Source organism: Halorussus aquaticus (assembly GCF_024218795.1).
Taxonomy (GTDB): Archaea; Halobacteriota; Halobacteria; order Halobacteriales; family Haladaptataceae; genus Halorussus; species Halorussus aquaticus.
Genome location: NZ_CP100400.1, coordinates 1083738 through 1109817, shown reverse-complemented (window position 1 = coordinate 1109817; position 26080 = coordinate 1083738). Strand labels below are relative to the sequence as shown.

The window sequence follows — 26080 nt, the reverse complement described above, 5'->3', positions numbered from 1 at the left end:
TCAGCTATTTGCGTCTCGCGCCCGAACACTGGAGTATGAGCGAAGGCCAACCGGAACAGACCGACGAAGAACGGGGCGATACCGAGCAAGCCACCGAAGAAGCGAACGAGGGGGCCGAGTGGAGCGTCGGCGAACCCAGCGACCAGTGGAAGGAGTACCGGGGCGCGCCGACCGGGACCGACATCGAGTGCGAGGGGTGGCGACAGGAGGCCGCGCTCCGGATGCTGAACAACAACCTCGACCCGGAAGTCGCGGAGAAACCGGAGGAATTGGTCGTCTACGGCGGCACCGGCCGGGCCGCGCGGTCGTGGGACGCCTACGACGCGATTCTGGCGGAGTTACGCGAGTTGGACGACGAGGAGACCCTGTTGGTCCAGTCCGGGAAGCCAGTCGGGCGGTTCCGGACCCACGAGCGAGCGCCCCGCGTCCTCATCGCCAACTCCAACCTCGTCGGCAAGTGGGACAACTGGGACCACTTCCACGAGTTGGAGGCGAAGGGACTCATCATGTACGGTCAGATGACCGCGGGGTCGTGGGCCTACATCGGCACGCAGGGCATCATTCAGGGCACCTACGAGACGCTGGCCGAACTCGCCGAACAGCACTACCCCGACGACGACGGTCTCCGCGGCAAAATCGTCGTGACGGGCGGACTCGGCGGGATGGGCGGGGCGCAACCCCTCGCAGTCACGATGAACCACGGGGTCTGCATCGCGGCGGAGGTAGACGAGGAGCGCATCGACCGCCGCATCGAGACGGGGTACTGTCAGGAGAAGACCGACGACCTCGACGAGGCCATCGAGAAGGCCCAAGCGGCCGCCGAGGCGGGCGAACCCTATTCGGTCGGCGTCCACGTCAACGCCGCCGACATGCTGGAGGGGATGCTCGAACGCGATTTCGTCCCCGACGTGGTCACCGACCAGACCAGCGCCCACGACGAGTTGGAGGGCTACTACCCCTCGGGCTACACGGTCGCGGAGGCCGACGAACTCCGCGAGGAGGACCCCGAGACGTACGTCGAGGAGAGCCTCGACACGATGGAGCGCCACGTGCAGGGAATCCTCGACATGCAGGACGAGGGCGCAGTCGCCTTCGAGTACGGCAACAACATCCGCGGACAGGTCGAGGACCACCGCGGGATGGACGAGGCGTTCGACTACCCCGGGTTCGTCCCGGCGTACATCCGCCCGCTGTTCTGCCGCGGGAAGGGACCGTTCAGGTGGGCCGCGCTGTCGGGCGACGAGGAGGACATCCACCGGACCGACGAGGCGGTGAAGGAGTTGTTCCCCGAGAAGGAGAACCTCCACCGCTGGATAGACCTCGCACAGGAGCAGGTCGAGTTTCAGGGGCTCCCCTCCAGAGTCTGCTGGTTGGGCTATCAAGCGGGCGATGCTCCGGAGGAGCATCGAGACGGAGGCGGTACGACCGCCGGAGCGGGCGACGACCCCGACGGCCTCACCGAGCGCGCCCGGTTCGCCCTCCGAATCAACGAACTGGTCGCCGAGGGCGACATCTCGGCCCCGGTGGTCGTCACGCGCGACCACCTCGACGCGGGGAGCGTCGCCAGCCCCAACCGCGAGACGGAGGCCATGCGCGACGGCTCAGACGCGGTCGCCGACTGGCCCATCCTGAACGCCCTGCTGAACTGCGCGGCCGGGGCCGACATCGTGTCGGTCCACGACGGCGGCGGGGTCGGCATCGGCAACGCGCTCCACGCCAACAACCACGTCGTGCTCGACGGGTCGGACCTCGCGGCCGAGAAGGCCCGGCGGGTGTTCACCACCGACCCCGGAACGGGGGTGATCCGCCACGCCGACGCGGGGTACGACGAGGCGCTCGCGGAGGCCGACGAGTCGAACGTCGCGGTACCGATGCGGGACAGAGAATGACCGAACTCCGACGAACTCACGACTGGATGGGACCCTCAAACGACTCCAACGACGAACAGTTCGGCCACGTGGTCGAACTCGCGAGCATCGCCGACGCCGACCGCTTCGACGCCGCACTGGTCGGCGAACCGTTCGACCGGGCGGTCATCGGCCGGAAGGGCGCGAGCGAGGGACCGGCCGCGCTCCGCCAGCACCTCGCGGGCACGAAGACCCACCACTTCGACGCCGGACCGGTCGGGTCGGTCGCGGACCTCGGCGACGTGACGCTGGGAGACGGACAGTCCGACTCCGGGTCGGTCGCCGACCTGCAGGAGCGCGTCCGGACCGTCACCGAGCGAGTCCACGACACCGGCGCCTTCCCGGTGTTCCTCGGCGGCGACAACTCGATGACCTACCCGAACGCCGCGCCCCTGCTCGACGAGGGAACGCTCGGCGTAATCAACTTCGACGCTCACCTCGACGTGCGGGAGGTCCGCGAGGACCGGGGACCGACCAGCGGGACGCCCTACCGCCAACTCTACGAGGACGGACTCGACGCCTACGCCTGCGTCGGCGCGCGTCACTTCGAGACCTCGACCGGATACGCGGAGTACGTCCGCGAACGGGGCGGCGAAGTCGTCACCGCCGAGGAGGTCGGCGACGACGAGGTGGCGGCCATCGACCGCGCGCTCGACGCGATGGGCGACGTGGACCGCCTCTACGTCAGCGTGGACCTCGACGTGCTGGACGCCTCGGCCGCGCCCGGCGTGAGCGCGCCCACGCCCGGCGGCATCACGACCCGGGAACTGTTCCGGACCCTGCGACTGCTCGCTAGCGGGGCGCAACGCGCCTCGGACAGTCGAGCGGGGAACCCGCGAGACAACGAGGACCGCCTCGCCGGGTTCGAGGTCGTGGAGTGCGCGCCGCCGCTCGAATCGGGCGCGACGAACCTGACCGCGACCGCCGGGGCGCGAGCCATCGCGCACCTGCTGAGCGCCCGACCGGGCGAGTCCGACGGCGCTCGCGGCACGGAGGGACGACGATGACGCTGACAGCAGTCGTCCACGACGCGGCCGAAATCGTGACGCTCGAATCCGCCGAGGACGCCGGAGACGGCGAAATCGACGAGGACGAACTCGGCATCTACACCGACGCCGCCGTCGCGGTGGAGGACGGCGAAGTCGCTCGCGTGGGGGCGACCGGTCCGGTCACCCGCGAGTTCCCGCCCGAGAACGCCGAGCACGCCATCGACGCCAGCGGGAAGTCGGTGATTCCGGGGTTCGTGGACCCCCACACCCACGCGCTGTTCGCGGGCGACCGCTCCGACGAGTTCGAAGCCAAACTGCGGGGCAAGACGTACCAAGACATCATGGAGGAGGGCGGCGGCATCCTCCGGACGGTCAGGGCGACCCGCGAGGCCGGAGACGAGGAACTGCTCGACAACCTGCTGGGCCACCTCGACACGATGCTCGCCCACGGGACCACCACGGTCGAGGTGAAGTCGGGGTACGGTCTCGACACCGAGACGGAACTCCGGATGCTGGAGGTCATCGACCGGGCCGACGACCGCCACCCCGTGGACGTGGTCCCGACGTTCATGGGCGCTCACGCCGTGCCGGAGGGCCGAGAGACCGACGAGTACGTCGAGGAGGTCGTGGACGATCAGATTCCCGCGGTCGAGTCGCAGGGCATCGCGGAGTTCTGCGACGTGTTCTGCGAGGAGGGCGTCTTCGACGTGGCGCAGTCCCGTCGCGTCTTGGAGGCCGGAACGGACGCGGGCATGACGCCGAAAGTCCACGCCGAGGAACTCGCCCACATCGGCGGGACCCAGTTGGCCGCGGAGGTCGGGGCCGCCAGCGCCGACCACCTGCTCCACTCGACCGAGGAGGACGTCGCGGCGCTCGTGGAGAGCGACGTAGTGCCGGTCCTGCTTCCCGGCACGGCGTTCGGTCTCGGCGCGGCGTACGCCGACGCGCGGGCCTTCCTCGACGCCGGGGCCGACGTGGCGATAGCGACCGACTTCAACCCCAACTGCTACAGTCAGAGCATGGGGTTCGCCGCCTCCCTCTCGTGCGTCGAGATGGGACTGACCCCCGCCGAGTCGCTCGTCGCCTCGACTACGAACGCGGCCGCCGCGCTCGACTTACCGGAGAACGTCGGCACCCTCCAAGCGGGGTCGCCCGGCGACTTGGCGGTCCTCGACGCCCCGACGTACGTCCACGTGCCGTACAACTTCGGCGTGAACGCGGTCGAGGCGGTCCTGAAGGACGGGGAGGTGGTCCACCGTGCCTGAGTCGAGTTTCGACTCCGAATCGGAACCGGTACGCGCCGACGGCGAGACCCTCGTGCCCGAGGACGTCGCTCGGGTCGCCCGCCACGACGCGCCGGTCGTGGTGACCGAGGAGACCCGAGAGAAGGTCAGAGTCGCCCGCGAGCGCGTCGAAGAAGTAGTCGAGAGCGGGGAGGTCGTCTACGGACTCAACACCGGTTTCGGCGAACTCGTGGACCAGCGCATCCCCCGCGAGGACATCGAACAGTTGCAGTTGAACCTCGTCAGGAGCCACGCCGCGGGCGCGGGCCGCGAACTGACCACCGAGGAAGTCCGTGCGATGCTGCTCGGTCGGGTCAACGCCCTCGCCAAGGGCCACTCGGGCGTCCGGGAAGTCGTGGTGGACCACCTCGTGACGATGCTCAACGAGCGCGTCCACCCGGTGGTGAAGTCACGCGGAAGCCTCGGCGCGAGCGGCGACCTCGCGCCGCTGGCGCACCTCGCGCTCGTCCTCGTCGGGGAGGGCGAGGCGGAGGTGGAAACCGAGACGGAGGACGGCGAATCGCAGACCGAGCGACTGCCCGGCGACGAAGCGCTCGCCGCCGCCGACCTCGAACCGCTCACGCTCCGCGCGAAGGAGGGTCTCGCGCTCATCAACGGGACGCAACTCTCGGCGGGACTGGCCGCGCTCGCAGTCGTGGACGCCGAGCGCGCCGTCCGGGCCGCCGACGCCGCGGGCGCGCTCACGACCGAGGTGACGATGGGCACCACCGCGTCCGCCGACGACTCCATCGCCCGCGTCCGCCCCCATCGGGGTCACGCCGAGAGCGCGCGGAACGTCAAGCGCCTCACGGCCGACTCCGAAATCGTGGAGTCCCACCGGAACTGCGACCGGGTGCAGGACGCCTACTCGATTCGGTGCCTGCCGCAGGTCCACGGCGCGGTCCGAGACGCGATACGGCACCTCCGGGAGGCCGTGGAAGTCGAGTTGAACAGCGCGACCGACAACCCGCTCATCTTCGACGCGGCGGAGGCCGACGACCGTGCGTCGGGCACCGAGAACGCCGCCGTCCTCTCGGGCGGGAACTTCCACGGCGACCCGCTGGCGCTCCCGCTGGACTACCTCACCAACGCGGTCACCGAACTGGCCGCCATCTGCGAGCGCCGCGTGGACCGGATGCTCAACCCGAACGTGCAGGAGTCCCACCTGCCGCCGTTCCTGACCGAGGGCAGCGGCCTGCGCTCGGGCTACATGATAGCCCAGTACACCGCGGCCGCGCTCCTGAACGAGAACCGCGCGACCGGGCGGCCCTCGATGGACAACACGCCGGTCAGCGGGAATCAGGAGGACCACGTGAGCATGAGCGCCCAGAGCGCCTTCGACGCCCGTGGTGCGGTCGAGAACGCGATTACGGTGGTCGGAATCGAACTGCTCTGCGGCGCGCAGGCCGCGGAGTTCGTCGGCGACGACCTCGCCCACGGCGTCGGCACCGAGGCGACCTACGAGGCGGTCAGGGACGCCGTCCCCCCGCTCGCGGAGGACCGGCCGCTCCACGAGGAGATACAGACCGCCGACGCGCTCGTCGCGTCGGGGTTGCTGGAGGAGCGCGTCGAGGACGCGCTCGGCGAGTCGCTGGCGTAGCGCCGCGGCCAGCGGGTCAGCCCAGCAGGTACTTGAGCCATCCGTTCCGTTTCACGAACTCCGTGTCTTCGAGGTACTGGTCGAGACCGAAGATGCGGCCCGCGCCGAACGCCCCGAGGCCGAACAGGAGCATTGCGTAGACGACGTGGTCGTCCACGACGAGAGCGTGAGAGAGCGGCAAGCTGGCCGCCCAGTAGAACGCCATCATCACCGCGCCCCAGAACGCGCTCCACCGGACGAACGCCCCGGCGAGCAGCGCGAGACCGACCAGCGTCAGCCCCCACTGGTTGAGCGGGTCCACGAGCCACAACCAGTCGTTGGCCAGCGCGGTCCAGAGACCGCCGAAGGGGTTCGCCTCCGGAATCCCGTGGAGCAGGAACCCCTTCGCGGACCAGGACGGGTCCAACACCTTCGTGATTCCGGCGTAGAACAGCGTCCAGCCCATCACCAGTCGGAGGCCGAACAGCGCGTAGCCGACCCACGTCTCGGAGTACCGAAAGTTGGTGTGGCGCCCGAACAGTTCCGCTTCGAGTTCACGAGTGGACATCGGTCGTCACCTCACACGTGCTAGTTGACCGGGAAACACCTTCAAAACGGGAAACGAGTCTCAGAACCTGAAAATCGGAGACCGGCTTATCCGCGACGAAGGAGAAGGCGGAGATATGTACCGGGTCTTGGCCGCGATCGGCACCGACGAGGAGCGCGCGAGAGAACAAGCCGAAACCATCGTCGATCTGCCCCGAAACGGCGACGTGGCGGTGACGCTGTTCCACGACTTCGACGGCGACAATCCCGAGGGAGCGTCGGTACAGCAGGTCGCCGCGGTCCGGCGGGCCGCCGAACGCCTCGAAGACCAGGCCATCGACGTCGGCTACGCCGAATCGAGCGGCGACGCCGCCCGGGCCGTCCTCGAAACCGCCGACGACGTCGGGGCAGACCTGCTCTGTCTCGCGCCGCGCAAGCGTACCCCGACCGGCAAGGCACTGTTCGGGAGCGTCACCCAGCAGGTGATTCTGGAGAGCGACCGGCCGGTCCTCGTTGTCGGGGCCGAGAGCGCGGGCGAATAGCCGGGCGGACGCGAAGCTACCCGACCCTGCTCGGGACCGACGACTGACGGTAGCGGCCGACCGCCGGGGTACTCACACCGATTCGGCCGACCAGCGCGCGCGGTTGGTCGTCTCGTCGTCGTCCGCTCTGTCGCGCTCGTCTCCGTCGGACTCCCCGGCGCGAGACCGCTCGGTCCCGTCGTCTCGCGCGTCGGCTCGAAAGAGACCGTGTTTCTCGCAGTCGTACACGTCTCTGGCGACGTTCTCGGCCGTCCGACCGCAGTCCGGACACGGGTGGGTGGCGTCCTCGACGTCGGCGCTGGCCTCCATCTCGTGGTACACCTCGCGCCATCCGGCGCTCGGGGACTCGCGCTCGTCAGGCATCCGGTCCTCCCTCGGTCTCGCCGACTCCGTCGGTCTCCCCCACGCCCCCGGCTTCGTCGCCGGTTCGGGCTTCGACCTCCGGCGCCGGGGCACATCGGAAGCATCCCTCGCGGAGTCGCGGGTCGGTCGTTTCGAGACCGCACCGCTCGCACCGCCAGTAGCGGTGGTCGAGTTCGCCGTCGCTGTTCCTCCCGTCGTGCGGTCCGGTGACGCTCCCGGTACTTTCTTGTAATCGTGGCGTATCCGTGGACATTGGGCTGCTCGAACTACGGGGCACGCCCAGCGTCCGGGTGCTGGTACCACCCGACGCGTTTCGAAGCGCGGTCGCTGGGCTGTTCGTTCTGCGATGCTGGCGTGATTACGGTAGTCCTGTCTCTGGTTCCCCTCCCCCGAAGGTCGGTCGCGTGTCGATTCGTCTGCCGCCTCGTCGTCTCGCCGCCTACGCCTGTGGCTCGGCTTCCGGTTCGGTCTCGGCGTCGTCGGCACCGCCTGCGTCGTCAGCCTCGTCGTCGGTCACGGCGTCGTCCGCGTCGGACTCCCCGTCCGACTCGCCTTCGAGGCTTTCGAGCGCCGAGATGACCAGTTCGTGGTAGCGGTCGAGCGGCAGGTCGTACTGCGTCTCGGCCATCCGAGCGTACTCGTTGGTCTCGTCGTCGAAGCTCTCGATTCGGTCGAGCGTCTGCTCGGCCGTCTCGACCACCCATCGGTCGCGAGTGGCCGCATCGACCAGCGTGATGGACTCGGGCCGCACGGAGACGTTGGTGTTGCCGTCGTCGGTCTCGTAGGTCCGCGGCTTGCCGGTGATGGCGACGTACGCGGGCGGTTCGAGTTCCCGAAGCATGCTCGCGGCCTCCGGCTGGTACTGCCCGGCGTAGACGAAGAACGGGTCGCCGTTCGGGTCCACGACCCGGCCCTGCCAGTACTCGCTGTCCTCGCCCACGTCCTCGGTCTCGGTCAGCGTGCCGACGACGAAGATGCGGTTCGCCCGCACTCCCGTCGGCAACAGGACGTACACCGGGGCGCGCTCTTCGTCAGATTCCTTGAACGTGTGGGTCGCGTCGTTGAACTCGCCAGCGAACACGCGGCGGGCGACCTCTCGGGTGGGTGTCTCGCTCATATCACATCGACCTCGCTTTGATGAGAACGTCCTCGGCGTCCGTCGGCCCGGCGAGTTTCTCCATCTCGTCCACGAGGAGATACCGGCCCATCGTCGGTCCGGCGACGCGGTAGTACAGTCCGAGGGTCTTCTCGCGCATCTCTTCGGCGACGACGGTCGTGTCGAGCGCGTCCATCGCCATGTCCTGTGCTTCCTGCAGACCGATACCCGTCAGGTTCTCGGTGGCTTCCTTGTCGAAGATGACCTTGTGAACCTCGGTGCCGTCGTCGATGACGCCCTTGATTCGGAGGTCGAACTCGCCTTCGACTTCGCCGTGTTCGGAACACCGTCCGTTCTGGAGGACGCGCGTGCAATCCTCCTCGGGACAGCGTTTGATGAGACCCGACCCGCTCTGGATGTCCACCAGCGCGCCTTCGACTTCGGCGGTGTCGTCGCCGACTTCGATGTCCTCGTCGGTCTCCTCGACCGTCGTCGTCCGGTTGAGTTTCACCGAGTAGTCGCCCTGATACTCGTCGGAGACGAGATTTCCGAGGTGGTAGACCGTCCCCTCCTCCAGTTCGGGGAGGTCGGAGTCGGCCCACTTGGTGAACTTGATGGTGCCCGTCTCGTCGCCGAGCAGACCGACCTGTCCGACGGCGTCGCTTCGAGGGTCCCAGAGGTCGACGACCTTGGCGGTGAGGCTGAGCCACTGCTCGTCCTCGTTCACGTCTTCGACGTTGACCTTCTCGGAGCCACCGCCGCCGCTACGGATGTCGTCTCGTTCGAGTCCCGCCTCGTCGAGGTAGTGGCTGACGACGCTGCGTCGCGCCTCTTCGAGAGGGACCCGGTACTCGTTGACGAGGTTGTCGAGGCGCTTCTCGACCTCCTCGACTGTCAGGTCCAAGTGTTCGGAGAACTGTTCGCGTACCTCTTCGGCGTGCTGGCGCACATCGCTCATGGTTGTATCCGTCTCCGCGTCGTTTTCTTCGGGAGACATGCGACGGGTTAGTGCCCTATAGTATAAAAACCTCGGTGTCCCCGGAGTGAAAGTGAAACTGAAGCCGTCACGGACGCTCCCGCGCGTTCGCCGCCGGGCGCGCGGACCGCACTCGCCTCATCGAGAGTCGAGCGCCAGCGCCGCACCGAGGGCCACCAGAACCGACCCGGAGACCCAGCGCAGACCGTCGGCGAGTCTGGGCCGAGCGCGGAACGCCGACCGCACGGTCCCCGAGAGCAGGCCGACCGTGCCGAGATAGAGCGCGGTCAGCACGGCGTAGGTCCCGCCGAGCGCCAGCATGTCGGCGGTCGGGGTGGCCCCGGAACCCGCGGCCGACCCGACGAACTGCGGGAGGAAGGCGAGGAAGAACAGGGCGACCTTCGGATTGAGGACGTTGACGGTCACGCCGCGGAGGAATCCGCTTCTGAGGTCGGGACCGGAGGCGGTGCTGGCGTCGTTGGTGGCGCTGGCGGCGCTGGTGGTCCCGGCGGCGCTGGCCGTCTCGTCGGAAGTAGCGTCGGAGAAGTCCAGTTCGTCGCCGCGCCGGAGCGTCTTCGCGCCGAGGTAGAGGAGGTAGGCCGCCCCGGCGTACTTGACCGCCGCGTAGGCGAGCGCGGACGCACGCAGGAGCGCGGCGAGACCGAGCGTGGCCGCGGTCGTGTGGACGAGGACGCCCGTGCTGACCCCGAGTGCGGAGGCGAGACCGCCGCGCCTGCCAGTCGAGACGCCCTGCGTCAGGACGAAGACCGTGTCCGGTCCCGGGGTGAGGACGAGCGCCATCGCCGCGGTGACGAACAGGAGGTAGCTGTGGAGGTCGATGCTCGGGAACATTCGGCTGACGGAAGATAGACCGTGCGAACGGTAAAGCTACCGTCTCCCGCGACCGAGCGAAAGCGACCGGACCGACTATCCCTCTCGCCCCGCTAGGTGTGACCGATGTTCTTCGGTCCGGAGTCCGCGGAGGACGAGCAAGCCGACCGCGACCTCCGAAAGGGACTCAGCGAGGGGTCGGCGGAGACGCTCAGAGCGTTCGCCCTGCTGGCGGTTCTGATTCAGGCGGCCGTCTTCGCGGTCGCGCTCGGAGCGATGCTCCTCGGGTTCCGCGGCCAGCGACTGGTCGGCGGCGCGCTGATAGGCGGCGGACTCGTCGGATTGGTGGTCGCCGGAGTTGTCTATCGCCGGGTCGAGCGCCGGACCGCGGACTGACGAACAAGCCTATCTTTCCTGACCCCCAACAGCCACGCAAATGGACGACCGCCTCGAAAGCTTCCTCCGCGCCAAAATCCGGTCCGCCGGGCGGCAGTACGCCGACGCGAAGCAGGCTTACGCCAACGCCCGCCGAGCCACGCTCGCGGACCTTCCGCAGGACGACGACGGGAGGGCTAGAATCGTCTGCCGACGGTACGCCGAGCGCCGGGCAGTCGAGTTGGACTCCGAGGCCCGACCCGCCTGCTTCGACCCGGACCACCCCGACTGCGAGGGGTGTCTCCGAGACGTGCGCGACGGCCGCATCGAGACGTGGTGAGATGGCCGGGAACACCGACGCCCTCGACCGGCCGGTCGTCGCACTCGTGATGGCAGGCGGCACCGGGACACGCCTCTACCCCGCCAGTAGGTCGGACCGACCCAAGCAGTTCCTCTCGCTCGGCGGCGTGAGCGGTGACGACTCACTCCTCCAGCAGACCGTCTCGCGGGTCGGGTTCGCGGACGAGGTGTACGTCTCGACCGGGGCGGACCACGCCGAGCGCGTTCGAAGGGACGTGCCGGAGGCGGGCGTGCTCGTGGAACCCGCGGCGAAGGACACCGGCCCGGCGCTGGTCTACGCCGCCCACCGAATCCGTGAGCAGGTCGGCGAGTGCGTCCTGCTCTGCGTGCCGAGCGACCACCTCGTCGCCGGGGCGTTCGAGTCGGCCGCCGAGACCGCACTCCGGGGTGCAGTCGAAACGGAGGGGCTGGTCGCGTTCGGCGTCGAACCCTCTCGGCCCGCGACGGGATACGGCTACATCGAGCCGACGGATACGGAGTCCGAGTGGGCAGAAATCGAGCAGTTCCGAGAGAAACCCGACGCCGAGACCGCACGCCGGTTCGTGGAGCAAGGTTTCTACTGGAACGCCGGACTGTTCGCGTGGACGCCAGAGAGTCTGCTACGGGAGGCCCGCGACTCGCCGCTCGCTCCGCTCGTCGAGGCGCTGGACGAGAGCGACCCCGAGCGCGGGTTCCGGGCGGTAGAGGCGGTCAGCATCGACTACGCCGTGATGGAACGCACCGACGACGCCTACGTCGTGCCCGCCGACTTCGAGTGGGACGACGTGGGCGCGTGGGACGCCATCGAGCGCGTGGTCGAACGCGACGACGACGGGAACGCGGTTCTGGGCGACGCCCTCCTCCTCGACGCCGAGGACAACGTTGTCGCCGCCGACGAGGAGACGCACGTCAGCACCGTCGGCGTCGAGGGGTTGGTCGTCGCGGCGTACGACGACCGGGTGCTGGTCGTGCCGAAAGACGACGCACAGCGCGTCCGCGAAGTCGTGGCGAAACTGCGCGAGCGAGGCCTGTTCTGACGGCCGGTCGAACTTTACGCGAGTCCGTGGTAGTCGCGCTGTTATGCCAGACGCACCCGACGGTGAGATAGTCGAGGAGACCGACGAGTACGTCCACGTCCGGTTCCGCGACCCGGACGAGTTCGCCGCGATTCGGACGCCCGACTGGGCCGAGAACGCGGCAGGCGACGTGGCCGAGGGGGCCGAGGTCCGGACCGGCAAACTGACCGACGAGGACGACTGGCTGGTCGAGAGCGTTCTGATTCCGGCCGGGACCGACCACGGAGAGGCCGAACGACAGGCCGAGGAGATAGTCGAGAAAATCGAGTCCTGAGTCAACTCCGGAGGCGGCCGCCGTCCACGGGGACGGCCGCGCCGTTGACGAAACTCGCGCGCTCGCTGGAGAGGAAGGCCACGGTGTCGCCGAGTTCGCGCGGGTCGCCCACGCGGTCGAGCGGGATGTCGTCGGCCCACGCGGCCAGTCCCTCGTCGTAGGTGTCGTACTCGCCGCGTTCGACCGCGGCCTCGACGAGTTCCTGAATCCGGGGCGTCTCGTGGGCACCGGGGAGGACCGCGTTGACCCGAATTTCAGGCGCGAACTCGCGGGCCTGCGTCTTCATCAGACCGATGACGCCACGCCGGACCGCGTTCGAGAGGACCAGTCCGTCGATGGCCTCCCGGACGCTGGTCGAGGTGACGTTGACGATAGTCCCAGCGTCGCTCTCGGCGAGGTGCGGATGGGCGGCCTTGGTCAACCAGACCGCGCTCATGACCAGCAGGTCGTAGGCCTCGTACCAGTCGCGCTCGGTCGTGTCGAGGAACGGACCGCTGGGCGGGCCGCCCGCCGACGTGACGACGTGGTCCAACCCGCCGAACTCCGAGACGGTGGCGTCGACCAGTGCTTCGATTTCGTCGGGGTCTGTGATGTCGGTCTGGACCGCTACCACGTCGCCGTCGCCCGCCGCGTCGATCTCCGCTTTGGCGTCCTCCAACTGCTCCTCGCCGCGAGCGCAGATGGCGACGTTCGCGCCTTCGGCCGCGAGTGCCTTCGCGGAGGCGCGACCCAGACCGCTCGAACTCGCCGTTACCAGTGCCGAGTTACCGTCTAATCCGAGGTCCATATCCGGTGTTCGGAGGCCGCGCTAAAAGGTCTCGGGGTGGCGGCCATTCGTTCGGGACGGCGAACACGTCGCTGCGGTCGCTCTCGTCGGGAAGAGAACTGAAGCGCAGGAGTATCCGGACTACCCTTCTCGTCCGACTTCCCGCGACTTTCGGACCGTCACCCTCCCGTCCGTGGTCACGCCGATGAGCAAGTCCTCGTGCACTTCTCGACCCTCCACGGCGTCCCCGGCCTCGTCGCTCACGCGCTTCATCAGCTCCGGCGCGGCGTGGTTGACCTTGACGCCCGCCTCGTCGCAGGCGTCGTAGACCCGGGACGGGACGTCGTAGAGGTCGGTGCTCGCAGACACGACCACGCGGACGGGAGCCTGTAACGCCTCGGCGAAGGCGACCGTCTCGCTCGCCTTTCGGACGTTCTCGCGGGCGCTGGCCTCGACGCTGGAGACGTTGGCGCGGGAGGTGCCCAGCGACTCGGCGATGGTCGCCTGCGCGACCCCGCGCTCACGCAGGGCCAGCACCTCGGCCTGTCGGCGGGTTAGGACGCTGGTCTCGGCGTCGAACCCCGCGCGGTCGAGTATCTCGTCCACGTCGTACTCCTCGCTCACGGCCGACCACCTCGGGTCGCGGGCCGACTCTCGGCGCGGCGTTCGGTCATACCTCTATCTACGCGCTCGTCAGGAAAAAACCCGCGACGACCGACGCCGAGACTGCGACGTGACCGCGATACTCGCAGAGAAGAACGCTGTTGGGACTGTCCATCCCGCCGTGACTGACCGACCGACCGGACGTTAGCTCCCCCAGAAGTTGTCGCGGCTCCCGAGCTGGGGTCGCGACGGCCCGTCGTCGGAGTCGTCGCCGTCGCTCTCGTCCGTCTCGTCGGTCTCCTCGACGGATTCGGCGTCCGCGTCGGTCGTTTCGTCCTCGTCCTCGTCGCCCATCGGCAGGCGTTCGAGTTCCTCACCCTGTGCGTGGTTGCCGTGGACGTTTGTAATCTTCACCTTCGCGCGAGCGTCGGGCAAGACGCCGTCTACCATGACGATGAACCCGTCGTCGGTCCGGCCGACGCCCGCGCCGCTCTCGTGGATGTCCTCTACGTCCACGACGACTTCCTCGCCCGGTTGGACTGGCGCGGTCTTGAGTTCGGAAATCGGCTGGCTGTAGTGCTGACACCACTCGGCCCCGCCGCGGTCGCCGTAGTGTTGGCAACCCATTCCCTCGATACGTTCCTGAAAACTCGGGCATTCTTCGGCGAGTGGACAGTCCGGCATGGGTGTGGGTACTGGCCGGTCTACCTAAACCTTTACGTACCGACCCAACCTTGTATAGCGTCTTCGGGAGCGGAACGACCGAAAGCTCGGACGAGCGATTCTCTTCCGGCGGTTGGACCGCTGAAGCGGCTAACTGTACTACGAGCGGACCTACTGCGCCGGAACGGGGCCTACTGCTCTAGAAACGGGACTACTCCCCGGCCACGAGGAACGTCTTGCCGCCCTTGCGTTCGAGGTAGACGTCGCCCACGTCGGCTAGCCACTCGCCGACGTACTCGTTCACGCGGTCTGTCTCGACCCCCGACACGTCGAGAATCGTCCTATCGTCGGCGTCGGCCGTGCGTTCCGCGCGAGCGAACTCGGGTATCATACCAGAGACGTATCACGGGGAGAGTATCAAGGTGAGCCACCCGGAGTGAAAGTGAAACTAACGGACGGGATCGGTGTGGAGCGCGATTCCGCGCGACGAGTCCCACGGCAGTGGAACCCATCGACAGTCGGCCGAGCGGTTCGTCGGACGCTCGTTCAGATGTAGTGGGCGGCGACGTACGTGAGCAGGGCGAGTCCGACGAACGGGATGACGTGCAACATGAGGGCGGTCACCTGAATGAGGAAGTCCGGGGGGTACGGCGACGTGAGGAGGAACAGGAAGACGAAGAACGCGATGATGACCATCGGGATGATGTTCACCGAGATGTCCAGCAACGTCTCGCGGTCGAATACGGAGTCGGCCATTGTGCCTCCTAGGGAGGTCACGGAGGCGTATAACGGCATTGGCCCTGCGTCCGCGGTTCGGCTCCGTACCCTCACTCGTAGAGCAACTGTTCGGCCTGCGTCCGCCTCCGGTCGAGGTCGAAGGCCGGGTCGATTTCGGGGTCGGCGGCCAACCGATCCAACACAAGTAGAGGGTCGGTCCCCCCGCGCTCGACGCGCTCCAGTAGGTCCGCAATCTCGCTCCGGTAGAGCGCCAGCGAGTCGAGGAGACCGACCGCGAGCGCCATCGCCACCCCCGCGTCGCCACCGGGGAACGCGTCACCGATGGCCGAGAAATCGGGGTCGTCCGTCGGCGCGGCGTCGGTCGGGTCGAGACGCAGACAGTGAGTGCAGAGCGTCGCGGACGCGCTCTCCTCTGGCAGGAACTCCCGGAGGTCTCTCGGGACGCCGAACGTCACTCGCTCGCTTCCGCAGTCCGGACAGGTCATACCGTAGAATGTTCGCGGGCCGTGAAAAACGTCCGTGACGCGACGAAGTCGCCGCCGGTACGCAGTGACTGTCTCGTGAACGAACGAAACGAGCGAGCGGGATAGGCGAGCGAGTGAGAGAGGCTGTCGTCGTCAGTCGTCTGCGGTGACGACTTCCTCTTCGGCGGCGGCCTCGGCGGCGGCCGCGGCGCGTTCCTCCTTCTCCTCTTCTTCCTTCTTGGCCTTGATCTTCTTGAGGCGGAATATCTCCTCGCGCTCCTGCTCTTCGAGTTTCTGCTCGATGTACTCCTGATTGTCCTTGAGTTCGGGCAGCAACTTGAACTCCAGCGCGTTCACGCGGCGCTTGGTGGTCTCGATTTCGGTCAGCATCTTCTTCATCGCCGTCTCGACTTCGGCCGCGAGGATGATGCTCTCCAGCAGTTCCTCGTAGGCCTCGGCGGCCTCGTCGATGCGAGCGCTGGTCCCGAGAACGCCGTACCCGCGCTCGTCGAGACCCTTGCGAACCTTGCTGGACTCGATCTGGGGCACGACGACGCCCATGATGTTCTTCGACTCGGTGGTGATTTCGGGGTGCTCTTGGAGTGCGGCCGCCGCCCCGCGGACCGCCACGTCGCCCTCCATCGCACGTGCCATGTTGATCTTCTGCTGGGCGAGTTCGTAGTTCTCCTCGAGACCCGAGCGCACGTCCTGCGCCTGATCGAGAATGTCCATGAACTCCATGATGAGACCGTCACGCTTCTTCTCCAGCGTGTCGTGGCCCCGCTCGGAGAGTTCGATGCGGTCCTCTATCTGCATCAAATTCTTCCGAGTGGGCTTGACGTCCTTGGCCATCTTAGGGGGAGTTTGTGGCTCGAAGGGGTTAACCTTTTACAGTCGGCATTACCACAGCGGACGATAGAATCCGGAGAGACATCGTTTACGAGAGGTAGTACAGATGATGAGTATCGGACAGAAATGCTTTAATTCAATTCGCCCCTATACTGTTTAATGGCAGTTCTGTTGGTCGAATCCAGTGAACAAGCGGAGATGACGCTGTTGGCCGACGCCATCGAGGAGCGAGGGCACGAGGCCGTCAGATGCGACGTGCTGGAGTGGCCGGGCGACTCGCCCATCACCGTCGCGCCGGGAACGGACGACGCCGTCTTCGGGACGACCCTCGACTACGAGGACGTGACGGGCATGTACGTCAACTGCCACCGACTCTTTCGGCCGGCAGAGCCACGGTTCAACGACCGATTGGACGAGGACTTCGCCGCGGCGCTCAACCAGATACGGGAGTATCGCGGGCTGTTCGAGAGTCTCTGTCTGACACTGCAACGGCACGGTGCCGAGGTGGTCCCGAAGGTCCGAAAGCAGAACTGGCAGGACTGGAAACCGTGGCAGTTGCACCTGTACGAGAACACCGACCTTCCCGTCCCCGACACCGTGTTTACGAACGACCCCGACGAGGTCCGGTCGTTCGCCGAGGCACACGACCGCGTGGTCTTCAAGGCGGTTACCCGAGGCGGGTCACCCCACGTCATGACCGACGACGACCTCACGGAGGAGCGCCTCGACAAACTCGCCACCGCGCCCGTTCAGTTTCAGGAGTACGTCGAGGGCGAGGACGTCCGCGTCTACGTCGTGGACGGCGAAGTCGTCGGAGCGATTCGCTACGAGAGCGACACCGACAACTTCTCGTTCAAAATCGACATCAAGGAGGGCCACAGCATCGAGACGGAGGCCGCGACGCTGTCGAACGACGTCGTAGACACCGTCACTCGGGCGGCCGAAGCGGCAGGGCTGACGTACACGGCGGCGGACGTCCGCCAGCGTCCGGACGGCTCGCACGTACTGCTCGAGTTGAACGAAGCACCGAAGTTCAGCGCCGCGGACCGCCAAGCGGACCAAGACGTCGCCGGGGCGGTCGCGGAGTTCCTGATACCGTAACTGCTCGCGACTCCGAACGATCGCCGTAAAAAACTGCGTCGAAACTATCGACGGATAGTGCGGATACTTACGTCGGACAGGCGCCGTCGCAGGTGTGTTGTATGTTTTCTCGGTGCTCGTCTTCGTCGTTGAGGTCGTTGATGTAGTGGTCCATAGTAGAACCGTCTATGCATAATATTACCACACATAAATTCTTTTTGACCGAATAGAGGCTCCAATATTTATCCCCGATTCTGTCGAGACGAAGCTGATAGAGAAATGCGACTGTGGAGGACGGGACGCGACGGCATTACGAGGTACTACGAAGACGGTACGGAGGCGAGCCTCGGCGTCGAACGGTCGGCGACTCCCCGAGACAAAGAGTGAGCGGAAAAACGACCGGGGTCAGTCCGCAGCGACTTCTTCGGCTTCTTCGTCCGCGTCTTCGGGGTAGTACTTCTCGATGAGTTCCTCGTCGATGCGGTTGAGCGCCTCCTTGGGGAGCATCCCGAGGAGGTCCCAACCGAGGTCGAGCGTCTCCTCGATGTCGCGGTTCGTGTCGAAGCCCTGATCGACGAACTCCGTCTCGAACCGGTCGGCGAAGTCGAGGTACTTGTTGTCGCGCTCGGAGAGCGCCTCGCGGCCGACGATGTTCACGAGGTCGCGCAGGTCCTCACCCTCCGCGTACGCGGCGTACATCTGGTCGGAGACGTCGCCGTGGTCCTCGCGGGTCAGGCCCTCGCCGATACCGTCGTCCATCAGGCGCGAGAGGCTCGGCAGGACGTTGATCGGCGGCGTGATGCCCTGCGAGTTGAGGTCGCGGTCGATGTAGATCTGACCCTCGGTGATGTATCCGGTCAGGTCCGGAATTGGGTGGGTGTCGTCGTCGCCGGGCATCGTGAGGATGGGAATCTGGGTGACAGATCCCTCGCGGCCCTCGATACGACCCGCACGCTCGTAGAGCTGGGCGAGGTCGGTGTACATGTACCCGGGGTAGCCACGGCGGCCCGGCACCTCTTCGCGGGCCGCACCGATTTCGCGCAGGGCCTCACAGTAGTTGGTCATGTCCGTGAGGATGACCAACACGTGGTAGCCCTTGTCGAACGCGAGGTACTCCGCAGTCGTCAGCGCGAGGCGCGGCGTGACCGTCCGCTCGACGGCGGGGTCGTCCGCGAGGTTCATGAAGACGACCGAGCGTTCGAGCGCGCCCGTGCGCTCGAAGTCCTCCATGAACTCGTTGGCCTCTTCGGCCGTGATGCCCATCGCGCCGAACACCACTGCGAACTCGGAGCCTTCGTCGTCCTCGCTCGCTTCGTCTTCTTCGGGCACGGTCGCCTGTCGCGCGATCTGGAGCGCGAGTTCGTTGTGCGGAAGCCCGGACCCGGAGAAGATGGGGAGCTTCTGGCCGCGGACCAGCGTGTTCATGCCGTCGATGGCGGAGACGCCGGTCTGGATGAACTCCTCGGGGTACTCGCGGGCGGTCGGGTTGATGGCCGCACCGACGATGTCGCGTCGGTCGTCCGGGACGATCTCCGGACCGCCGTCGATGGGGTTGCCGGAACCGTCGAGGACGCGACCGAGGAGGTCCTCGGTGACGGGCATCTTCATCGTCTCGCCGAGGAATCGGACCGACGACTTCCGGTCGATACCCTCGGTTCCCTCGAACACCTGAATCGAGACGAGTCCGTCGCTCGATTCCAGGACCTGTCCGCGCTTGGTGTCGCCGTTCGGCGTCTCGATCTCGACGATCTCGTCGTACCCGATGGGTTCGTCTACCTCCGCGAACACCAGCGGACCGCTGATCTCCGTGATTGTTTGGTACTCTTTCATGGTTTAGTAGAGGTCTCGAAGCTGTTCTTTGATGTCGTCTTCGAGGTCGGCGACGAACTCGTCGGCCTCGTCGTCGGGCGTCGTCGCAATACGGTTCAGCCGCGGGGCGGCGTCGATGTCCGTGATCTCGTCCACCGGGACGCCAGCGTCGAGTGCGTCGAACGCCTCGTCGTTGTACGTCCGGATCGCACCCATGATGAGGTAGGACTTCTCGGGCGGACAGTTGGTGTCCACGTCGTGGAGCGCGTTCTGCTGGAGGAACGCCTCGCGGATGTACCGCGCGACGTCCAGCGTCAGCTGCTGGTCCTCCGGCAGGGCGTCCTTACCGACGAGCTGGACGATCTCCTGCAGTTCGTCCTCCTCGTCGAGCACGTCCACCGCCCACTGGCGCTGTTCGGGCCAGTCCTCGGCGACGTTCTCCACGAACCACGGGTCGAGCTGCTCCTTGTAGAGCGAGTACGACTCGTTCCAGTTGATGGACGGGAAGTGACGACGCTCGGCGAGGTCCGCGTCGAGCGCCCAGAACGTCTTGACGATACGCAGCGTGTTCTGGGTGACGGGTTCCGAGAAGTCGCCGCCCGGCGGCGAAACTGCGCCGACCACGGTCACCGAGCCTTCGGTGTCGTTGATGTTGTCGAAGTAGCCTGCACGCTCGTAGAACTCCGAGAGGCGCGCGGCGAGGTAGGCGGGGTAGCCCTCTTCGCCGGGCATCTCTTCGAGGCGCGAGGAGATCTCGCGCATCGCCTCGGCCCACCGCGAGGTGGAGTCTGCCATCAGCGCCACGTCGTACCCCATGTCGCGGTAGAACTCCGCGATGGTGATCCCCGTGTACACGCAGGATTCGCGCGCCGCGACGGGCATGTTCGACGTGTTGGCGATGAGGCACGTCCGGGACATCAGCGGCTTCCCGGTGACGGGGTCTTCGAGGTTCGGGAAGTCGTCGATGACCTCGGTCATCTCGTTACCGCGCTCGCCGCATCCGATGTAGACGACGATGTCGGCGTCGGCCCACTTCGCCAACTGCTGCTGGGTCACGGTCTTACCGGACCCGAACGGACCCGGAATCGCCGCGGTACCGCCCTTCGCCAGCGGGAACAGACCGTCCTGGACGCGCTGGCCCGTCACGAGCGGCGTTCGGGGCGTCTTCTTGTCCTCGGCGGGTCGGGCCTCGCGGACCGGCCACTCCTGACGCATCGAGATCTCTTCGCCGTTGTCGAGTTCGACGATGGTCTCCTCGACGTTGTAGTCGCCGCTCTCGACGGTGACGACTTCGCCGCCCTCGGAGTCGGGCGGGACCATCACTTTGTGGTCGATGCTCTCGGTCTCGGGCACGATGCCGAGGATGTCGCCGGGTTCGACGTGGTCGCCGGGTGCGACCTCGGGCGTGAACTCCCACGTCTTTTCGAGGTCGATACCGGGGGCGTCCACACCGCGGTCGAGGAACGCGCCCATCTTGTCTTCGAGGACCGTCAGCGGGCGCTGAACGCCGTCGTAGATGGAGTCCAGCATGCCCGGACCGAGGTCCACGGACAGGGGTTCGCCGGTGTTCTCGACCGGTTCGCCCGGTGCGACGTTCGAGGTCTCCTCGTAGACCTGAATCGTCGTCAGATTCCCTTCGATCTCGATGACCTCACCCATCAGCCCTTCGTTGCCGACGTACACCACGTCGTTCATCCGGGCGTCGAGGTCAGTGGCGGTCACGACCGGTCCACTTACGCTCTCGATGACGCCGTCCTCTCGAACGGTGTCGGATTCAGTTGCTTGGCTCATTCGTTGTCACCTTGTTCGTCTTCGTCCATAAGGTCGATACCGATCGCACGCTTGATTTTGTCGCGCAGTCCGCCGCTCCCCGCGCCGCCGCCGATGGAGACCATCGTCGGTTCGACGCTCGTCTCGACCTCCTGTCGGACCTGCCGGGACAGGTAGTCGAGGTCCTCGTCGTGCATCACGACGATGCCGACGTCGTCGTCGTCGAGAACGCGGGTCACCGCGTCGTCGAGTTCCGTCTGCTTCTCGTCCTCCGGGACGTTCTCGAACTTCCGGACGCCCGCCAGACGGAACCCGGTGGTGAACTCGGGACTGCCGACGACTGCGATTTCCTGGCTCATAGCATCACCAGTTCATTTTCGATCTCGTCCTCGCTCAGTCCGGCCTCGCGGCCACGAGCGATGGCGCGGATGTTGTCCACTTCGCGCTCCTTCGCCAGCACGTAGGCCAGTACCGGACAGATCGACAGCGGGAAGACGTGCGAAAGGTGGTCCGAGTACTCCAAGAGTGCAGCGTCTAGAGCGTGCTCGAAACCGATGAGGCTGTCGGCTCGCTCCAGTTCGTCGAGCGCCGCCGAGAGGTCGTCACCGTACGTGCTGTCACGGACGAACGTGACGAGTTCGCCCACGTCGGCCGAGAGCTGGGAGAGTTCCGACGCGCGGAACAGCTCTCCGCCCTCGATGAAGTAGTCGGCGGGGTCGAGGTCCGCACCACTTCGCGCGATTCGGAGCGCGTTGCGTGCGTTTCGGAAGTCGATTTCGGCCTGCAGGAACTCGACGTACAACTGGGTCGCACGGTTGTCCGTCTGGGTTACTCCGCCGATGAGACCTTCGTAGTACGTGCGATCGACCGCGTTCTCCAGCGGAATCAGCACGCCGGTCTCCTCGTAGTCGGCGTACGCGTCGGCGAGTGCATCGCCGTAGCGCGTACGGTCGAGCATCTCCACGACGTCCTCGATGGACCCGGCTTCGGTAAGCCGGTCGAGGAACCGCCGGTCGAGTTCACCCGCGTATATCAGGTCCTCCTCGATGGCTTCACTGTCGGAGTCGGAGTAAATACCCCGGATGACCGTCTTGATGTTCCACGCGTCGAACTTCCGGAGGTATCGAGCGATGAACTCGTACAACTGACCGTCCGCCCACCGGAGCAGGTCGTTGAAGTGCTTCCCGAGGTTGCGATTGAGCGCGTGTTCGATGAGGTCTACGCCGCCGTACTTGGAGCCGAGTTCGTTGACTTCGGTTTCGTACTCGGTCTCCTCCATGTAACGAGCGATCTCACCGGGACCCATCCGAACGAGTTTCCGGTAGTCCTCGTCGTCGAACAGCGCCGCTCGCCGGGCCTGTACCCGAGCAGTGACGTATTCGTAGTTCGAGGTTCCGTTCTTCTTTTCTACGCTCATTGCTCGAAGAGACGTTTACTGATGTCCTGAAGGTTGTCCTCCCAGACGTCCTCCAGCACCGAATCGAACGTGTTGTTCACGCGCAGTCGAGACTGCTCGCTCTCGACCACGACGCCGCCGAGGCAGTCGTACTCTCCGGCGTACTCGTAGCCGTCGTAATCGGTCACGATGTCGGTGAGCAACTCGTCGTCTCCGGACTTGCCGTAAACGTGGACGGTGTCGCCCTCGTCGAACTCCTCGCTGGCAGCGTCCAGCAGTTCGCGCGTCAGTTCTTCGCGTTCGTCGCCTTCGAGGGTAGCGATACGGTCTTCGACCGTCGCTCGAACGTCCTGTAGCACGTCACGGCGGGCTTCGAGGCGCTTCTGCTTGGCCTCCAGCTTGGCGCTGGAGAGCTTCTGCTCGCGCTCTTGGGCGATTGTCTGCTCGGTTTCCCGTTCTTGCTCCGCGAGAATCTCCTCGGCATCGCTCTCGGCCTCGGAGACGATTTCGTCTGCGCGCTCATCGCCTTCCGAACGAATCTCCTTCGCGCGCTCGCGGGCTTCGTTTCGAATATCCTCAACTACCGTGTCCAAGCTCATTGATGAAGAGGGAAAGGGGGGTGCGTTTAACCGACGAAGAACGTGACCAGCGCCAGAATAACGAGCGTCTCGGGAAGGACCGTCATGATGAGGCCCGTACCGAAGAGACTCTCGTCCTCCGCGATGGCACCGATAGCCGCGCTACCGATACCGCGCTCGGCGTATCCAGCACCGATGGCCGCGAGACCGACTGCGAGCGCGGCCATACCATTTTTGGTGATGGTCGGGCCGGCAGCGGCACCGGTTTCCTGTGCAAGCAATACCGCGTCGACGAATGCAGGTGCAATTTCGAGCATAGTTTCTGCTTCTCCTGTGGCTCTCGTAACCGGACAGTCGTATTTCCCGCTACGGGAGTCATAAAGCTTCCCAAAAGAGTTCGACACCGACGCCGTTTTCGGCGGCTCAATCCGGGGTTTATGCTACCGGTTGTCAATGAATAGTAGCTAGAGCAGGTCACCGCCGAATCGAAAAAAGGGGGAAACGCGGTCAGTCCTGAGTCGTGTAGTTCCGGTCGTAGCCGAACGGCTCGTACTCCTCGCCGCCGCCTTCGTAGAACTTGCCGAAGAACTCGACGTACTCGAGACGCACCGCCTGTAGACCGGCACTGGTAATACCGAGCGCCAGCACGAGGAGGTGCCCGAAGACGAGGACGAGCAGGCCGACGAGCAGGCCGACGATACCGGAGTGAACCAGTCCGCCGAACATGTGGCTCGTCACCTCGTGACCGTGGTACATCGTTCCGACCTCGGGCATGTGGCCGATGCCGAAGTGCCACTCGGCGTGGCTACCCTCGCCCGTAACGAAGACGCCGAAGAACAGGAGGTTGACCACGAAGGCCATCCCTGCCTTGGCGAGCAGCACGGCCGCGATCCGGGTGTACGAGAGCGCGTCAGACAGGACGCTCAGGCTCTCCAGCGCGCCGATGAGGATACCGGGACCGCCGAAGTGCCGGACTTCACCCGCGATGTAGAGCACCAGTCCCAGTCCACCGAGCGCCAGACCGAGCGTGCCAACCTGCGGCGAGAAGCCGCTGAAGCCGAGCGCGAACGGCTCGCCGGCGAAGATGGTGTACAGGAAGTCGGGCTTCTGGTTGCTGGCCTGCGTGCTGAGAATCCACGTCCAGACACCTGCGAACAGCAGGACCCACGAACCGCTCTCCAGAACGGCGTCGACGGGGTCGTGGTTCAGCTCCTCGACGAAGCCGAACAGGTAGCCGACCGTCATGTGGAGGAGTCCCGCGAGTATCGAGACGACCAGCCACGTCAGCGCGTAGTCGGCGTTGACCGGCTGGAGACCCTTCTTGATCGGCGGGTGGCCGCCCCAGACGACATCCCCGAGCATGTGCAGGCCGAATATCTCACCGTACAGCACGCCGAACAGCGCCGTGAAGCCGCCCGCCCACAGCGCGATGCCGCCGAGACTCTTGATTGCGTCGTTGTCGAAGCTACTGAACAGCCAGAAGCCGATGCCCATGTACAGGAGTCCGTATCCGAGGTCCCCGATCATGAACCCGAAGAACAGCGGGAACGTCAGGAACAGGATGACCGTCGGGTCGAACTCGAAGTACTTCGGCCGGTTGATGGTCTCGACCAGCAGTTCGAACGGCTTGAACGCGCCGGGGTTGTCCTGCACGACCGGCGGTTGGTCGTCGTCCATCGTCGTGCCGCCGTCCGCGGCGACCTCGTTCGCGTCGGGGTCTTCCGGACCGTGGGCCTCGTGGGCGTCGTACGAGGCGCGTTCGAGTTCGTCCACTTCGACGTGGTCGCCGACGGTGTCGCCGAGCGCGCTCGCCAACTCGGTGTAGCGCTTGGACGGAATCCAGCCTTCGGCGACGAAAGCGTTCTCGGTGGTTGCGAAGTTGAGCGGCGCTTCGGCCTTCTGCACGTCGATGCTCAGCTTCTCCTCGGCCGCGAGCAGGAAGCCCGCGGTGTCGAATTTGACGTTTTCGAGTTCGTTCTCGACGTCGTCGAGTTCGGACTCGAGTTGCTGGCGCTCGTGTTCGAGTTCCTCGGCGTACTCTCCGGGACTTCCCTCGGCATCGGGGATTTCCAGCGCCGCGAAGTCGACGCCGACCAGCGCATCGTCGAGGGCGTCTTCGTCGGCGGCGTCTGCTGGGTACGCGAAGACGGCGACGGTGCCGTCGGCGGTGAACGTCTCGAACTCGCGGATACCGTTCGCGGTTTCGAGCGTGTCGTGGACCTCGTCGGCATCGCCCTCACCGACTGCGACCTGTAGGGTCTGGTACCCCGACAGCAGGTCGAGGTCGATACCGAGGTCGGCGAACGGCTTCACCGAGTCGAGTCGCTCCTCCACCTCGCGGAGGTCATCGTCGAGTTCGCTGCGTCGGTCTTCGAGTCGGTTGACCTCCGTCCGGACGGATTCGAGTTCGTCTTCGAGCGCTTCGTCGGTGACGATACGACTCGGCCCGGCGTCCTCCTCGTCCACGTCGAGGATGCTCTCGAGCGAACGGATGGTGACGAGTTTCTCGGATGCCTCGTCGGCCCCCTCGACCGGGTCGCCCGGTTCGAAGCCCTCCCACGAACCGTCGTAGTCCGAGAGGTGGACCAAGTTTAGTTCGTGGACAGTCTCGATGACGTCGTCCATGACGGCCCGCGAACCCGTCACGGACACCTTACTCATTCGTTCAGGTCTGAGCATGCACCGCCTCCTCGAAGAGGTCTACCACGTAGTCAGTTACTTCCTCCTCGTTCTCGCGCGCTCGCGATTCGAGTGCCTCACGCTCTTGCTCGCCCTCGGCGAGAATCTCTTCGCGCTCGGCCTCGATTTCCTCGCGAGCCTCGGCGAGACGGTCGTCGTGAAGCTCGGACGCCTCCGCCTCGGCTTCACGGCGGACTTGTTCCGCCTCTTCCCGAGCGTCGGAGATGCGCTGCTCGCGCTCCTCCTCGGCCTCGGCGACGATGTCGTCGGCCTCTTGCTCGGCCTCCTTGATTCGTTCGAGAACCTCTGGCCTCGGCATACTAATCACGCGAAACTTGCAGAACCGCGTATATACTACTTGCGAACTTTCTCCCCCACGTCACGCCAAGTGGGTTATGTTTTCACAGAACAACCACGGCTTTTACCGGAGAAAACCCGCCGGGAACCGACCCGCCAGCGAAGTAACCCGCGACGGGAATAGCAGGATTATTTGGCCAGCGGTCCGAACT

At 65.9% G+C, this 26080-nt stretch carries 30 protein-coding genes and 1 pseudogene; 10 read left to right on the top strand and 21 right to left on the bottom strand.

Translation table 11 applies throughout. The annotated features are described in order from the left end of the window. Positions 1-35: 35 nt before the first annotated feature. The 4 genes from hutU to hutH are packed head-to-tail and all read left to right on the top strand — an operon-like array spanning position 36 to position 5779. Positions 36-1889: a urocanate hydratase gene (hutU, locus tag NGM06_RS05775; RefSeq protein ID WP_254269363.1), complete on the top strand. Its 1854-nt coding sequence runs from the start codon at positions 36-38 to the stop codon at positions 1887-1889. After that, complete coding sequence (hutG, locus tag NGM06_RS05770; RefSeq protein ID WP_254269362.1) at positions 1886-2914, top strand: formimidoylglutamase; 1029 nt, start codon at positions 1886-1888, stop codon at positions 2912-2914. Before hutU ends, hutG begins: the two co-directional genes overlap by 4 nt. After that, positions 2911-4161, top strand: a complete 1251-nt coding sequence (gene hutI, locus NGM06_RS05765) for an imidazolonepropionase (protein WP_254269361.1) — start codon at positions 2911-2913, stop codon at positions 4159-4161. The genes hutG and hutI overlap by 4 nt, the downstream gene beginning before the upstream one ends. Then, positions 4154-5779, top strand: coding sequence for a histidine ammonia-lyase (gene hutH, locus NGM06_RS05760; RefSeq protein WP_254269360.1), 1626 nt, complete (start codon positions 4154-4156; stop codon positions 5777-5779). The genes hutI and hutH overlap by 8 nt, the downstream gene beginning before the upstream one ends. A gap of 16 nt (positions 5780-5795) precedes the next feature. Here hutH and NGM06_RS05755 read toward each other — a convergent pair whose 3' ends face one another. Further along, on the bottom strand, positions 5796-6326 hold the full coding sequence (locus NGM06_RS05755; RefSeq protein ID WP_254269359.1) for a DoxX family protein: 531 nt from the start codon (positions 6324-6326) through the stop codon (positions 5796-5798). 115 nt (positions 6327-6441) lie between these two features. Between NGM06_RS05755 and NGM06_RS05750 the strand changes: the two genes are divergently transcribed. Next, positions 6442-6846, top strand: coding sequence for a universal stress protein (locus NGM06_RS05750; protein WP_254269358.1), 405 nt, complete (start codon positions 6442-6444; stop codon positions 6844-6846). 72 nt (positions 6847-6918) lie between these two features. On the opposite strand, the gene NGM06_RS05745 is transcribed toward NGM06_RS05750, so the two are convergent. The 5 genes from NGM06_RS05745 to NGM06_RS05725 all read right to left on the bottom strand — a co-directional run bounded on the left by NGM06_RS05745 (position 6919) and on the right by NGM06_RS05725 (position 10133). Next, on the bottom strand, positions 6919-7209 hold the full coding sequence (locus NGM06_RS05745) for a hypothetical protein (protein ID WP_254269357.1): 291 nt from the start codon (positions 7207-7209) through the stop codon (positions 6919-6921). Then, the gene (locus NGM06_RS05740; protein ID WP_254269356.1) at positions 7202-7462 is read right to left on the bottom strand and encodes a DUF8118 domain-containing protein; all 261 of its coding nucleotides are present in this window, start codon (positions 7460-7462) and stop codon (positions 7202-7204) included. Before NGM06_RS05740 ends, NGM06_RS05745 begins: the two co-directional genes overlap by 8 nt. Before the next feature lie 186 nt (positions 7463-7648). Beyond that, entirely contained in the window at positions 7649-8326 is a 678-nt protein-coding gene (locus tag NGM06_RS05735) for an RPA family protein (RefSeq protein WP_254269355.1), read from the bottom strand. A 1-nt stretch (position 8327) separates the two neighbouring features. Then, complete coding sequence (locus NGM06_RS05730; RefSeq protein ID WP_254269994.1) at positions 8328-9263, bottom strand: replication factor A; 936 nt, start codon at positions 9261-9263, stop codon at positions 8328-8330. Between the two features lie 156 nt (positions 9264-9419). Further along, on the bottom strand, positions 9420-10133 hold the full coding sequence (locus tag NGM06_RS05725) for a LysE family translocator (protein ID WP_254269354.1): 714 nt from the start codon (positions 10131-10133) through the stop codon (positions 9420-9422). Positions 10134-10238: 105 nt separating this feature from the next. Between NGM06_RS05725 and NGM06_RS05720 the strand changes: the two genes are divergently transcribed. From NGM06_RS05720 to NGM06_RS05705, 4 genes are read left to right on the top strand one after another with little or no spacing between them, the layout of a single operon-like run. Continuing rightward, a complete protein-coding gene (locus NGM06_RS05720; RefSeq protein WP_254269353.1) occupies positions 10239-10508 on the top strand; it encodes a DUF7322 domain-containing protein in 270 nt (89 codons plus the stop codon). Positions 10509-10548: 40 nt separating this feature from the next. Beyond that, positions 10549-10827: a DUF7091 family protein gene (locus tag NGM06_RS05715; protein ID WP_254269352.1), complete on the top strand. Its 279-nt coding sequence runs from the start codon at positions 10549-10551 to the stop codon at positions 10825-10827. Between the two features lies 1 nt (position 10828). After that, positions 10829-11863: a mannose-1-phosphate guanylyltransferase gene (locus tag NGM06_RS05710; protein WP_254269351.1), complete on the top strand. Its 1035-nt coding sequence runs from the start codon at positions 10829-10831 to the stop codon at positions 11861-11863. 43 nt (positions 11864-11906) lie between these two features. Then, positions 11907-12176: a hypothetical protein gene (locus NGM06_RS05705; RefSeq protein ID WP_254269350.1), complete on the top strand. Its 270-nt coding sequence runs from the start codon at positions 11907-11909 to the stop codon at positions 12174-12176. Between the two features lies 1 nt (position 12177). On the opposite strand, the gene NGM06_RS05700 is transcribed toward NGM06_RS05705, so the two are convergent. The 7 genes and pseudogenes from NGM06_RS05700 to NGM06_RS05670 form a co-directional block, all read right to left on the bottom strand. Continuing rightward, entirely contained in the window at positions 12178-12963 is a 786-nt protein-coding gene (locus tag NGM06_RS05700) for an SDR family oxidoreductase (RefSeq protein WP_254269349.1), read from the bottom strand. Between the two features lie 120 nt (positions 12964-13083). Beyond that, a pseudogene (locus NGM06_RS05695) lies at positions 13084-13572 on the bottom strand (Tfx family DNA-binding protein); the annotation flags it as partial. A gap of 177 nt (positions 13573-13749) precedes the next feature. After that, complete coding sequence (locus NGM06_RS05690) at positions 13750-14229, bottom strand: TRAM domain-containing protein (RefSeq protein WP_254269347.1); 480 nt, start codon at positions 14227-14229, stop codon at positions 13750-13752. 190 nt (positions 14230-14419) lie between these two features. Continuing rightward, complete coding sequence (locus NGM06_RS05685; protein ID WP_163523131.1) at positions 14420-14599, bottom strand: hypothetical protein; 180 nt, start codon at positions 14597-14599, stop codon at positions 14420-14422. Positions 14600-14754: 155 nt separating this feature from the next. After that, positions 14755-14964 (bottom strand): DUF6684 family protein, encoded by a 210-nt coding sequence (locus NGM06_RS05680; RefSeq protein WP_254269346.1) that lies wholly within the window; start codon positions 14962-14964, stop codon positions 14755-14757. Between the two features lie 71 nt (positions 14965-15035). Continuing rightward, positions 15036-15431 carry a DUF6276 family protein gene (locus NGM06_RS05675; RefSeq protein WP_254269345.1) on the bottom strand — a complete coding sequence of 132 codons (396 nt, stop codon included), beginning with the start codon at positions 15429-15431 and terminating at the stop codon, positions 15036-15038. 132 nt (positions 15432-15563) lie between these two features. Continuing rightward, positions 15564-16262 (bottom strand): V-type ATP synthase subunit D, encoded by a 699-nt coding sequence (locus NGM06_RS05670; RefSeq protein WP_254269344.1) that lies wholly within the window; start codon positions 16260-16262, stop codon positions 15564-15566. 156 nt (positions 16263-16418) lie between these two features. Here NGM06_RS05670 and NGM06_RS05665 point away from each other — a divergent pair, with 156 nt between their 5' ends. Beyond that, the gene (locus NGM06_RS05665; RefSeq protein ID WP_254269343.1) at positions 16419-17360 is read left to right on the top strand and encodes an ATP-grasp domain-containing protein; all 942 of its coding nucleotides are present in this window, start codon (positions 16419-16421) and stop codon (positions 17358-17360) included. 384 nt (positions 17361-17744) lie between these two features. Here the strand turns inward: NGM06_RS05665 and NGM06_RS05660 are convergent, their stop codons facing one another. The 8 genes from NGM06_RS05660 to ahaH form a co-directional block, all read right to left on the bottom strand. Next, a complete protein-coding gene (locus NGM06_RS05660; RefSeq protein ID WP_254269342.1) occupies positions 17745-19169 on the bottom strand; it encodes an ATP synthase subunit B in 1425 nt (474 codons plus the stop codon). Positions 19170-19172: 3 nt separating this feature from the next. Next, positions 19173-20939: an ATP synthase subunit A gene (locus NGM06_RS05655; RefSeq protein ID WP_254269341.1), complete on the bottom strand. Its 1767-nt coding sequence runs from the start codon at positions 20937-20939 to the stop codon at positions 19173-19175. Continuing rightward, on the bottom strand, positions 20936-21277 hold the full coding sequence (locus NGM06_RS05650) for a V-type ATP synthase subunit F (protein WP_254269340.1): 342 nt from the start codon (positions 21275-21277) through the stop codon (positions 20936-20938). Before NGM06_RS05650 ends, NGM06_RS05655 begins: the two co-directional genes overlap by 4 nt. Further along, positions 21274-22335 (bottom strand): V-type ATP synthase subunit C, encoded by a 1062-nt coding sequence (locus NGM06_RS05645; RefSeq protein WP_254269339.1) that lies wholly within the window; start codon positions 22333-22335, stop codon positions 21274-21276. Before NGM06_RS05645 ends, NGM06_RS05650 begins: the two co-directional genes overlap by 4 nt. Next, positions 22332-22913, bottom strand: coding sequence for a V-type ATP synthase subunit E (locus tag NGM06_RS05640; RefSeq protein WP_254269338.1), 582 nt, complete (start codon positions 22911-22913; stop codon positions 22332-22334). Before NGM06_RS05640 ends, NGM06_RS05645 begins: the two co-directional genes overlap by 4 nt. Before the next feature lie 26 nt (positions 22914-22939). Continuing rightward, positions 22940-23209 carry an ATP synthase subunit C-like protein gene (locus NGM06_RS05635; RefSeq protein WP_163523143.1) on the bottom strand — a complete coding sequence of 90 codons (270 nt, stop codon included), beginning with the start codon at positions 23207-23209 and terminating at the stop codon, positions 22940-22942. A gap of 190 nt (positions 23210-23399) precedes the next feature. Then, positions 23400-25571: a V-type ATP synthase subunit I gene (locus NGM06_RS05630; RefSeq protein ID WP_254269337.1), complete on the bottom strand. Its 2172-nt coding sequence runs from the start codon at positions 25569-25571 to the stop codon at positions 23400-23402. Next, positions 25558-25890: an ATP synthase archaeal subunit H gene (gene ahaH, locus NGM06_RS05625; protein WP_254269336.1), complete on the bottom strand. Its 333-nt coding sequence runs from the start codon at positions 25888-25890 to the stop codon at positions 25558-25560. The genes NGM06_RS05630 and ahaH overlap by 14 nt, the downstream gene beginning before the upstream one ends. Positions 25891-26080: the final 190 nt, after the last annotated feature.